This window comes from Mycobacterium basiliense, from assembly GCF_900292015.1.
GTDB classification, from domain to species: Bacteria; Actinomycetota; Actinomycetes; order Mycobacteriales; family Mycobacteriaceae; genus Mycobacterium; species Mycobacterium basiliense.
On the sequence record NZ_LR130759.1, the window covers coordinates 530,067 to 542,665 of the forward strand.

The window sequence follows — 12,599 nt, forward strand, 5'->3', positions numbered from 1 at the left end:
GCGACGACGGCAAAAATTTGGGGGGCTATGGACACGGTTCTTGGTGTGTCGTTGGCGCCAGCGGCTGTCCGGATGGTGCTGGTCGAGGGCGAAAACGGCGACGGAGCACTTGTCGACCAAGACGGATTTGACGTCGATACCGATGGTGGTGCCGCAACGGCCAGCGCGGCCGAACAGGTCATCTCGGCGATCCTGGGGACCCGGGAGGGCGCATGCGAGGGCGGCTACCAGCTGAGGTCGACAGGTGTGACCTGGCGAACCCCCGCCCAGGCCGCGGCCCTGCGCGACGCGCTGGCCGCCCGCAAGATCGAGAACGTCGTACTGGTCTCGGCGTTTTTGGCCGCAGCTGCCCTTGCGCACGCCGTCGGAAACGAGACCAACTATGCCCACACCGCGTTGCTTTTCATCGAACCGGACATGGCCACCCTTGCGGTCGTCGACAGCGCAGATGGTTCGATCACCGACATCCATCGAGTGGCCCTGTCCGAGGACGATGACACCGCGGTGGCCCAGCTGACCGAACTGGCCTCGATGGCCGATCACCTGGAGGCCCAGCCGGATGCGATATTTACGGTTGGCTCCGGAATCGATCTGCCGCTGATCAAGCCGGCCCTACAGGCCGCGACGACGCTGCCGGTTACGGCGGCCGCAGAACCGGAGACGGCGCTCGCCCGCGGTGCAGCCCTGGCCGCGGCCAACACCCCGCTGCTGGTGTCTTCCACGGCGGCTCAGGCCTACGCGCAGGATCCCGGTAGCGGCGCGATCCACCCATACGGACTAGATGCGGCCTACTTCGACGACGTCTCCGACGGCATCGAAACCGGCAAGGGCGCCCTGGCCTACAGCGCTGTCACCGACGATCAGCCAGAGCGAAGTCCGTTCGGGCTGGTCGCGAGCATCCTGGCAGCGATCTTTGTCATCGGTGTTGGGGCACTAGCCATATCGCTGGCGGTGAGCATCCGGTCGGCGCCAGGGACCAGACCGAACCCGGCCCACAACGTCGCGCCCACCGCGCCGGCGCCGGTGGCCCAAGTTCCCACCCCCAAAGCCCCTGCACCGCAGGCGCCGGCTCCCGCGCCGCAGGCGCCCACGCCGGTCCCACAGGCACCGGCCCCGGCTCCGCGGCATGCCCCGGTTTCGGTGCCCCAGCCCCAGGTACCCGCGCCGGTCCCGCAGGCCCCAGCTCCGATCCCGCAGGCTCCGGCGCCCGCGCCCGTTCCGGTACCTGTTCCGATACAGATACCGTTGCCCCCGATCTTTAGTCCGGGCGGTGGGGGAGGATTCCCAGGTGGCGATGACGGCAACCGTGGCGGCGGTCGCGGCGGCCGGCACGGGGGCGGCCACGGCGGCGGTCATGGTGGTGGACATCGCGGTGGGTTCAACATTCCGTTTATCCCCGGCATCTAATCTCGCCGGGTAGCCGTCATCTGCCGTTAAGCGTCGCGATGCAGTTCGCTCATCGCGACCACCTACACACGGTGGTATGCGATGCACCGTCTTTGGCACCGGATATCTGGGTGCCACCCACGCCGTAGGAATGGCGGAACTGGGACATGAGGTCGTCGGGGTCGACATCGATCCAGGCAAGGTAGCCAAACTGGCCGGCGGTGATATCCCCTTCTACGAACCCGGCCTGCGAAAGCTATTGACCGACAACATTGCTGCGGGCCGGTTGCACTTCACCACCGACTACGACTTGGCCGCCGAATTCGCCGACGTGCATTTTCTGGGCGTCGGCACACCGCAAAAGAAGGGCGAATACGGCGCTGATCTGCGCCATGTCCATGCCGTCATCGACGGCTTGGTACCACGTCTGACCAGGGCGTCGGTGCTCATCGGCAAGTCGACCGTGCCGGTGGGCACCGCGGCCGAGCTGGGTCAGCGGGCCGCTGCGCTGGTAGCCGGCGGAGTCGACGTCGAAATCGCCTGGAATCCGGAGTTCCTGCGGGAGGGATTTGCTGTCCATGACACCTTGCATCCAGATCGCATTGTGCTTGGGGTGCAAGACGGTTCAACACGCGCCGAGCAGGCAGCGCGCGAGCTGTACGGTCCACTGCTGGCCGCCGGGGTGCCGTTCTTGGTGACGGATCTGCAGACCGCGGAGCTGGTCAAGGTTTCTGCCAATGCGTTTCTCGCAACCAAGATTTCGTTCATCAACGCCATCTCCGAAGTGTGTGAGGCGGCGGGCGCGGATGTCAGCCTATTGTCCGATGCGCTGGGATACGACCCTCGTATTGGTCGCCAATGTCTCAACGCCGGATTGGGTTTCGGGGGCGGATGCCTGCCCAAAGACATCCGCGCGTTTATGGCCCGCGCCGGTGAGCTGGGCGCTAACCAGGCACTGACATTTCTGCGCGAAGTGGACAGCATCAACATGCGCCGGCGCACCCGCATGGTTGAACTGGCCACCGCCGCGTGCGGTGGTTCCCTGCTGGGCGCCAACATCGCGGTACTCGGCGCGGCGTTCAAACCCGAATCCGACGATGTACGTGACTCGCCGGCACTCAATGTCGCGGGCCAGCTGCAGCTCAACGGCGCGGTGGTCAATGTGTACGACCCCAAAGCGCTGGACAACGCAAACCGGCTATTTCCCACGCTGAACTACGCGGTTTCGGTTGCGGAGGCCTGCGAGCGCGCCGACGCCGTGCTGGTGCTCACCGAATGGCGAGAGTTCGTCGAGCTCGACCCCGACGCACTGGCCGACCGCGTCCGCTCCCGGGTCATTGTCGACGGACGCAACTGCCTTGATGTATACCGCTGGAAAAGGGCGGGCTGGCGGGTGTATCGCCTCGGCGCGGGGATGCGAACGGCGTCGTAGGCGCCACCCGGCGATGTGGCCGCCGACGACCTCCGCGGCGAGCTAGTAGTCGATCTCTGCAGTCAGATCAAACTCGGCGAAGGTGCGCGATACCAGTTCTCGCAGCGCATCTTTGGTGTTTGACCACCCGGGAAGGTACGCGGAGATCCGGATGGAGATCTTCCCGCGGAACCGGCCGGAAGCCAATAGCACGTATCCACCCATGCCCTCGAGCGCGCTCTTCGTGATATCCGGCTCCACCGACCTCATGTAGACATAGTCGGCATCGGTGCCGTCGGGCCGATTCGTCGACGGTGGCGCGTCACCGATATTGGAGCAAGTGATCGGCAAAGTGCCGCCACCCGACGCCATCGCCGCTAGCTTTCTGGCCACCCACCTCGGTGTCAGCGGCGCCAAGGGGAGTGGCGCCAAAGTCTCGTCGTCGGGGTTCTCCATCGTGGAGAGGATTGCCTGGGTGATCTCGACGTGGATGTCCCCGAGGTTTTTTGCCGCGTGCGTCGGGTCGACATTGACGTCCACCGCTGTGAGCGCATTGCCGCGGGTGTCGCCATCGGTCCGCAGCGATACCGGAAACCGCAGCGTGACTGTGCCGTCGTCGAGCACCCGCCCCATCCCTACCGCGAGCCGGCAAGCCAGTCCCGCCACGAGCGAGTTGCTGTTTCCGCCAATGCTTTTCGCACGGCCATCCCATTCCGTCAGGTCGACGAATGCGGTCACGGCGGGCACCTCCACCGTGCGGTCGTCGCCGGCCGTTCTCGGAGGACGTGGCGCCGCTTTGATCGAAGAGTTCAGTTCTTTGCGATCACGCCGGGCCCGTCGCGCCACCGCGGCCACCGCATGCGCTACGTCGGGCAGTTCTTTGATGGATTGCCGGAGGTCCTCACGCAATGCCCGCCGGCGGGTGCGTGCCTTCGGCTGCGGATAGCCCAGATCGTGCGCCCTGCCCTCCGCGGCCTCGGCTATCGCCTGACCGAAAGCGATGGCGTCAACGATCGCATGCGACGCCACCAGGGTGACTGCGGTACCGCCGTCCTCGAGCGGCAACACGCCGAGATGCCAGCCGGGTCCCCACTCCGGATCGATCGGTAAGCGGGCCCGCTTGTCGGTCCATGCACTCACCTCGGAGCGCGGCCGCGGTGTGGTGGCGATATCGATCTCCGCCGACACCGGAGACATCACCCAGTGATCGCGCGCGAACGGCACCGGGGACCGTTCGATGCGGCGGCCCAACAACCCGTGTCCCAAATTTCGGTGAAAGCGGCGCAGCCCGTCAACATTGACCGCGCGGTCGTATATCCAGGTGGCCTGAAGCAGCGTGCCGTGCATCGCGCGCAGCGCGAGAAACGCGGTTTGATCCAAGTCCGCGAGCCGGTTGTCCACTGGCGCATCGCGACCCACGCTGACCCGAGTCGCCAACGCCGGCGGCTCAGCGGTGTCGGTGAATAGGTCGGCCAGGTGGGCGGCGATGGTGGCGGGGGTGGGGTGGTCGAAGATCAGGGTCGCCGGCAGGGTGAGGCCGGTCTGCTGGTTCAGTGCGTTGCGTAGTTCTAGAGCGGTCAGTGAGTCGATGCCGAGGTCCTTGAACGGACGGTCAGGATCGAGCGTGGCCGGGTCGGGATGAGCCAGGACGTTGGCGGTAGCGGTGGTTACCAGCGCGCTCAGCGTCCGCCGTCGCTGCTCGGGAGTTTGCGACGCAAGTCTCGTCTGCAGGCTCTCGACGCTGGTCGCGCTGGCACGCGGGCGGCTGGTAGTCAGTGCCGACAGGATCGGGGGTAGCGCGTTTTGCCGCGCTAGCCGGGCCAGCGCGCGGGTGGGGAACGGGCTAACCACTAGGGCGGGCAGCTGTTGGGGCAGTGTGGCGTCGAACAGGGCAAGGCCGTGTTCGCTGCTGATGGGGATGAAACTGTTGCGCGTCAGGCGGGCCTGGTCGGTGGACGTCAGGTGCGCGGTCATCCCGGAAGGGGTCTGCCAATATCCCCAAGCCAAACTGGTTGCCGGGCGGTGATAACGGTGACGCTGCTGGGCCAGCGCGTCGAGGAAAGCGTTGGCAGCGGCGTAGTTGGCCTGCCCCGGGCTGCCTAGCGTTCCCGCCGCCGAGGAGAACAACACAAACGCGGCCAGGTCGCGGTCGCGGGTGAGTTGGTCTAGATGCCAGGCAGCATCGGCCTTGGCGGCCAAGACTGCGTCGAGTTGTTCTGCGGTCATGTCGGCCAGCACCGCGTCGTCGAGCACGCCCGCGGCGTGGATGACCGCGGTCAACGGATGCTGAGCGGGAATGCTGTCAAACACCGCGGCCAGATCGGCGGCGTCGGCGGTGTCGCAGGCCGTGATCGTGACCTGGGCGCCCAGCCGGGTCAGTCGCTCCTCCAGTTCGGCCGCGCCGGCGGCGGCCGGACCGCCGCGAGACAGCAGCAGCAGATGTTCGATTCCGTAACGGCTGACCAGGTGTTCGGCGAAAATCGCGCCCAGCATGCCGGTGCCACCGGTGATCAGCACCGTGCCTTGGGGATCCCACCTCGGCGGGGGGATCAGCACGATCTTTCCGGTGTGCAGTCCCTGGCTCATGTCGCGGAAGGCTTGGGGTGCGTTCAGCAGTCCATAGCTGGTCGTGGGCAGGGGCTTGAGGGTGCCTGCGGCGAACAACTCGGTCAGGGCGGTCCACGCCGGCTGGAGGGATTCGGCGGAAACGCTGGCCAGGTCGAGGGTCTGATAGTCGACGCCGGGGTGGCCGTCGGCGATGTCGGATGCCGCGCGGATGTCGGTCTTTCCGACTTCGATGAAGCTGCCCCCGCGTGGCAGCAGTTGCAGCGACGCATCGACGAAATCTCCGCTGAGGCTGTTGAGCACCACATCCATGCCCTGCCGCGCGGTGGCGTCGCGGAAGGTGTCGGCGAAGTCCAGCGTGCGGGACGAGGCGATGTGTCCGGAGTCGATCCCAAGATCGTTGAGCACGTGATGCTTGTTCGGGTGGGCGGTGGTGAAAACCTCAGCGCCAAGGTGGTGGGCGATCTGGATGGCGGCCTGACCGAGACCTCCGGCGCCGGCGTGGATGAGCACCCGCTGCTCGGCCGATAGCCGCGCGATCCCGACCAACGCGATATAGGCGGTCAAATAGGCGATCGGAACCGACGCGGCCTCGGTAAACGACCAGCCGGCGGGGATGGGCACCACCATGCGCTCATCGGTGCAGGCGGTCGGCGCGAACGCGTTGGTGGGGAACAGGCCCATCACCGCATCGCCCGGGCTCAGGGATGCCACATCGGGACCGGTTTCGATGACCACCCCGGCGGCTTCGGCGCCGAGTCCTTCATCGGTGATGGCACCCAGGGCCACCACCACGTCATGGAAGTTCAGCCCCGCGGCTCGTACCTGAACCCGAATCTGACCCGGGCCCAGTGTGCTGGGCGGACTGGTAGGGATCAGGGTAAGGTGGTTGATGTCACCTTTACCGGTGGTGATCAACTGCCAGTCGGTGGCATCCGGTTCGGTCAGGGTGGAGGAGCGGGCCAGACGGGGCATGCGGGCCGCACCGTTGCGCAGCGCCAGCTGCGGCTCGTTGGCTGGCCGCGTCGAGGCGATGGCGAGCAGGTTGTCCTCGGTGGCGAGGGTGGCGTCGGTGTCGAGCAGGGTGATGCGATGTGGGTGCTCGTTTTGGGCGGTGTGTATCAGCGCCCAAACCGCGGCGTGCGCCAGATCCGGAACGTCGTCATGGGCGCTGACGCTGACCGCGTGCCGAGTGACGATCACCAGGTGGGTGCCCAGGACGTCGGTGCGGGCCAGCCAGTCCTGCAGTTGGGCAAGCGTGCGGCGAGTCAGCACGTGGAGCCGGTCGACGGGATGGGCGTCTTCGCCGGGATCGGGCAGCGGCATCGGCCAGATCACCAATTCCGGCGCGGGGGTCAAGGTGGCCAGGTCATGGTGGATCGGGCCGTTTCGCAGCCCAGCCGGAAGTCGATCGGGTTGATCGGTGCAGACCGCCCACCCGGTGCCGGCGGCCGCGGTCGGCGAGGCTCCGTCCAGCAGGGGCGGCCAGCTGAGTTGGAACACGCTGTCCTGCAGTCCGGGCACAGCGGCCGGCTGCCCGTTGGCGGCCGGCAGTTCGCGCAGCGTAATCGTCCCGATGGTGATTACCGGCGCACCGGTCGGGTCGGCGGCGTGCAGCGTGAAGCTGTCCGGGCCGGTGGCCGTGAGTTGGACTCGCAGCCGGCTCGCCGCGGTGGCGTGCAGGGTGATTGCGGTGAACGCGAAGGGAAGCCGAGGCGCGGCAGCGTCATCGTCGGCAGCCGTGCGGCAAAACGCGGCGGCCAAGGGGTGCAGGGCGGCATCGAGCAGCGCGGGGTGGATGCCGTAGCCGGTGGTGTCGGTGTCGGCGGGAAGTTCGATCTCGGCATAGACGACCTCGGGCCGGGCGGGGTCGTGTCCGATACTGCGGAGCGAGCGGAACGGGCCGTCGTAGTGGTAACCATGCTCAGCCAGCTCCTGATAGAAGCTGTCCTGATCGGTGGTGTCGGTGGCCGGCCCCGGCGCAACGACCGGCACCGGCCGCTGCTCGGTGCTGAACACGCCGCTGGCGTGCAATGTCCAGGCTTGCTGGGCGTGCTCGCCGCCGGTTCGGGAGTGCACGCTAAACGGGCGCCGGTCGGTGTCCTCGGCAGGATGCACGGAGATCTGCAGATCAGTTGGGGCCTGGTCGTGCAGCAGCAGGGGAGTATGCAGAACCAGCTCGTCGATGACCGGGCAACCGGCGTATTCACCGGCCTGCAACACCAGATCGATGAATCCGGTTGCGGGGAAGAGCACCGTCTCGTTGACCTGGTGGCCGGATAGCCAGCACTGGGCGGCCGTTGACAGTCGCCCGGTCAACACCACCTGGTCCTGGTCGGCAAGGTCGATCACCGCACCCAGCAGTGGATGGTCGGGTTGGCCCAGTCCGGCGGCGCCGACCTCGGCGGCAGGGGCGGGGGCCAGCCAGTAAGAGCGGTGTTGGAAGGGGTAGTTGGGGAGAGCGACTATGTTCGCGTCGGGATATAGGCGGCGCCACGACGGGCTGTGGTTGTGTGTGTGCAGCTGGGCCAGCGCGGTGGCCAGGCTGTCGCGGTCGGGCCGGTCGCGGTGCAGGGTGGTGATCACCGCGGACTGGGTCCGCCCCGCGGTCTGGGCCAACGTGTCGGTGATCGCCGGGGCCAGCACCGGGTGCGGCGACAACTCCACAAACGTGCGTTGACCGCCGGCCAACAGTTCGACCACTCTGTCATGGAATCCGACCGGCTCGCGCAGGTTTCGGTACCAATAGTCGGCGTCCATCGTGGTGGTGTCGAGAGGACCGGAGGAAAGGGCTTGTCCCACTGTGGAGTACAGCGGAATACGGGCGGGGGCCGGCGCCAGCTCGGCCAGCTCGCTCAGGAGGCGCTCACGTAACGGTTCGACCTGAGCGGAATGCGAGGCGTAGTCGACGGCGATGGCCCGGATGTGGATGCCGTCACGATCGCAGGCCGCGGTGAATTCCTCCAAGGCGGCGGGTTCGCCGCTGATGATGGTGTGTGTGGGCCCGTTCATCGTGGCGATGCTTAGCGCATCACCCCAGGGATGTAGGCGTGGTTGCAGTTCATTGACACTCAGCAGGACCGACGCCATGGCCCCGGAGCCGCGCAGGGCGCTGAGCGCTTGACTGCGCCGCGCGACTACTTTGGCGGCCTCGGGCAGGGGAAGTACCCCGGCGATATAGGCCGCGGCGATCTCTCCTTGCGAGTGGCCGATCACGGCGTCGGGGACAATGCCGTGGTGGGCCAACACCTCGGCCAGCGAAACCATCATCGTGAACAGCACCGGCTGGACCACGTCGACTCGGTCCAGCGCCGGGGCCGTCGGGTCCTGACGCAAGACCGCGCGCACTGACCAGTCCGTGAAGGGGCGCAGCGCCTGGTCGCAATCGTCGACGGTGTCGGCGAAGACGCGATGGTTTTCGTAGAGCTCCCGACCCATGCCGGGGTACTGGCCGCCCTGGCCGGGTAGGACGAACACGGTCTTCCCGCGCAGGTGGGCCAGGTAATGATGTTGCGTCAGTTGCGGGTGTGCGCGACCGGCGCGCAGGGCATCCAGGGCCTCCAGCAGGTCTTCGCGGGGATCGGCGGCGGCCACCGGTGCGGTGATCACTGCCCGATAGGGGTGATGGGTGCGGGTGCAGCCCAGGCTGTAGGCCACGTCGGTGACGGCCAGGTCGGGATGGCGGACCAGGTGTTGGTGCAGCCGATCGGCTTGCGCGCACAGGGCCGCGGGGGTGCGCGCCGAAACCGGCCACATCGGTCCTACTGGCAGCCCGACTTCAACACCGCGATCGGTTTGCTCGGTCGGAGTCCGCGGGTCGGCCGGTTCGGCCAGCGGGGTGGGGGCCTGCTGCAGGATTAGGTGCGCGTTGGTGCCGCTGATCCCGAACGAGGACACCGCCGCGGTGCGGGGGTGATCGGTGACCGGCCACGGCACCGGCTCGGTGAGCAGCCGAACGGTGCCGGCCGACCAGTCGATGTGCGGGCTGGGCAGATCGGCGTGCAGGGTCGGGGGCAAACGGTCGTGGTTGAGGGCCCCGATCATCTTGATCATCCCGGCCACCCCGGCGGCGGCCTGGGTGTGACCGATGTTCGATTTGATCGATCCCAGCCACAGCGGATGCGCTGCGGTACGCGCGGCGCCGTAGGTGGCAATCAGGGCGCCGGCCTCGATCGGGTCGCCCAGGGTGGTGCCGGTGCCGTGGGCCTCGACGACGTCAACCTGATCAAGCCCGATGCCGGCGTTGGCCGCCGCTTGGGTAATAACGCGCTGCTGAGCTGGCCCGTTGGGGGCGGTCAAACCATTCGAGGCACCATCTTGGTTGATCGCCGATCCCGCTATGACCGCCAACACCGGGTGATTGTTGCGGTGGGCATCGCTGAGCCGTTCCAGGACCAAAACGGCGGCCCCTTCCCCCCAGCCGGTGCCGTCGGCGTTTGCGGAAAACGCTTTACACCGTCCATCGGCGGCTAGCCCGCGTTGCCGGGCGAACTCGGTGAACATCGTTGGTGTGGTCATCACCGTGACGCCACCGGCAAGAGCCAGGACCGACTCGCCGTTGCGTAGCGACTGACAGGCCAAGTGGGTGGCCACCAGCGACGACGAGCACGCGGTGTCGACGGTGATGGCGGGGCCCTGCAAACCCAGCGCGTAAGCGACACGTCCGGAGGCCACGCTGGTGGACAGGCCGGTGAGGCCGTATCCTTCCACTCCGTCAGAGCCGCCCGCGCCGTATTGCTGGGACCACGCTCCGACGAACACCCCCGTCTCCGAGCGCACCAACCCGGCGGGATCAATTTGCGCGGTTTCCAAGGCTTCCCAGCACACCTCCAGCAGCATCCGCTGCTGAGGGTCCATGGTCTGGGCCTCCCGCGCCGAGATCCCGAAGAACTCCGCGTCGAACTGGGCCGCCTCCGCCAGGAACCCCCCAGTGCGCGTGTAGGTCTTGCCCGCCGCGTCAGGATCGAGATCGAACAACTCCGCCAGATTCCAGCCACGGTCGGCCGGAAACTCCCCCACCGCGTCGGTGCCGTTGGCGACCAGATCCCACAACGCTGCCGCCGAATCCACCCCACCGGGAAACCGGCAGGCCATCCCCACGACCGCCACCGGATCGTCTGTTCCGACCCGCGACCCCACCGGTTGCGCCGCGGCAACCCCTCCGCCCAGTAGCTCGCCCAGGTGGGTGGCCAACTCGGCGGGCGTGGGGTAGTCGAAGGCCAGTGTGGGTGGCAAAGCCAGCTCGGTAGCGGTGTTGAGCCGGTCCAGTAGCTCAGTAGCTTTCACCGAGTCGAACCCCAGGTCCTGAAACGCACACTCGGGGTCGATGTCGTTGGGGCTGGGATAGTCCAACACCGCTGCCGCCTGCGCGCACACCATCCCCACCAGGAGATCGTGTTGCTGCTGGCGCAGCGAGCGCAGTCGTTGGACCACTCCCGAGTCGGCCCCGCCCGCACCGGCGTCGTCAATTTTGCGTGGCTCCGGCTCGGGCACCATGCCGTCCACGCGGGTGAACTCATCGTGCAGATAGCGCTGCAGACACTCCCGTCGTCTGACCTTGCCGCTGGTGGTGAGCGGAATCGAGCCGCCGGGCACCAGAACGAGATCCGCCACGTTCAGTCCGTGCGACTTCGATATCGCCGCAATGACCTCACGCCGGACGGCGCCCATCCGATGCGCGGCGGCCTCTTCGGACTTTTCTCGCGTCCTGAATTCGACTATGACAACTAGCTTTTCAACGCCGCCTTCGTCGGGAACCGCTATCGCCACACAACGGCCTCGGGTGATCTCCTGGATCGTTGCCTCGAGGTCGTCGGGAGAGTGGTTGCGCCCGTAGATGATCAGCAGATCCTTGATACGGCCGATGATGAACAACTCGCCTTCGGAAAGGACGCCCAAATCTCCGGTTCGTAGCCAAGGAGCCTCGGGTGCACCGGCTGATGGGCCGATAAGCGTTGCGCCGAAGGTACGTTCGGTCTCCTGCGGTTTTTGCCAATAGCCGGCAGCGACATTGTCGCCGTGCACCCAGATCTCACCGACGGTTCCCGCTGGACACTCGGTGCTGGTCTCCGGATCGACGATCCGCACCAACGGAGACTGCGGTGCGCCGTAGCTGATCAGCGGAGTACCGTCCCCGGTTGCGCACCGTATCGCCTGGCCATCGACCAGCTTGTCCGATTCGAAAAACACGGTCCGCGGTGGTTGACCCAATTCGAGGGTCGCCACGAACACCGTGGCTTCGGCGAGCCCATATGACGGCCGCAGCGCCTTGGGGTCGAGATTGAAGCGGGCGAACCGTTCGGTGAAACGCTGCAGCGTCGCGGGTTGCACCCGCTCGGCGCCACTGAGGATGTGGCGCACGCCGCCGAGGTCAAGCCCCGCCAGATCGTCGTCCGACGTTTTCCGGGCCGCCAATTCGAAAGCGATATTGGGCCCGGCGGTAAATGCTTGGCTGTTGGTTGCCAACAACTGCATCCAGCGCGCCGGCCGCTGCAGAAAGGACACCGGGCTGGTGAGCACACCGTGAAATCCCTGCAGAATCGGCATGATAATGCCGAACACCAAACCCAAGTCGTGAAAAAACGGCAGCCATGACACCACGGTCGTGTCCGGCGGAGCGCTTCGCCCCTGGTCCTCGAAGTAGGCGCACATGCCCTGTTCGACATTGGTCACCATATTTTTGTGCGAGATCACCACGCCGGCCGGCGTACGGGTCGACCCGGAGGTGTACTGCAAATACGCAACGTCGGGCAGCTGGCCCATATCGGCGGCGGGTCCTTGCTCAGAGTCCAAGTCCAGCAAGTCGATCTCGATCAGGGAGGGCGCGCGCTCCCCGGACGTCGACTCGATGCACTCGGCGACGCCGCCGGCGACCGAGCGCGTCGTGAGAACCGCCGACGGTGACGCGTCGCGCAGCACCGCGGTGGCGCGCTCATCGCTGGCCCCGCCCAGGGGAACCGACAGCGGGACCGCGATCTGACCGGCCTCCAGGGCGCCGAGAAACCCAACGATGTAGTCAAGTCCCTGCGGCGCCAATATCACCGCGCGATCACCGGTTGACCCGCAAGCCTTGAGCTCTCGTGCGACGTTCTGGGTCCGCCGATGCAGCTGGGACCACGTCAGGCTTTCCGCGACGCCCGCCCAATCCTGCTCGTATTCGATATAGGTGAACGCTGTCTCGGTGGGCCGCAGGCTGGCACGCTCCCGCAGCACAGCGGGAATCGAAGACTCAGGCACA

Annotated in this window: 3 protein-coding genes; 2 read left to right on the plus strand and 1 reads right to left on the minus strand. The window is 66.8% G+C overall.

The annotated features are described in order from the left end of the window. Positions 1 to 27: 27 nt before the first annotated feature. Together MB901379_RS02425 and MB901379_RS02430 are read left to right on the plus strand one after the other, a co-directional pair. Complete coding sequence (locus MB901379_RS02425; RefSeq protein ID WP_158015198.1) at positions 28 to 1,407, plus strand: DUF7159 family protein; 1,380 nt, start codon at positions 28 to 30, stop codon at positions 1,405 to 1,407. A 76-nt stretch (positions 1,408 to 1,483) separates the two neighbouring features. After that, a complete protein-coding gene (locus MB901379_RS02430) occupies positions 1,484 to 2,818 on the plus strand; it encodes a UDP-glucose dehydrogenase family protein (protein WP_158015199.1) in 1,335 nt (444 codons plus the stop codon). Positions 2,819 to 2,860: 42 nt separating this feature from the next. Here the strand turns inward: MB901379_RS02430 and MB901379_RS02435 are convergent, their stop codons facing one another. After that, entirely contained in the window at positions 2,861 to 12,598 is a 9,738-nt protein-coding gene (locus tag MB901379_RS02435; RefSeq protein ID WP_158015200.1) for a type I polyketide synthase, read from the minus strand. Position 12,599 lies beyond the last annotated feature (1 nt).

Bases quoted from the DNA above. Each gene is read 5' to 3' on its own strand.
- MB901379_RS02425 (WP_158015198.1), top strand. From the start codon at position 28: ATGGACACGGTTCTTGGTGTGTCGTTGGCGCCAGCGGCTGTCCGGATG.
- MB901379_RS02430 (WP_158015199.1), top strand. From the start codon at position 1,484: ATGCGATGCACCGTCTTTGGCACCGGATATCTGGGTGCCACCCACGCC.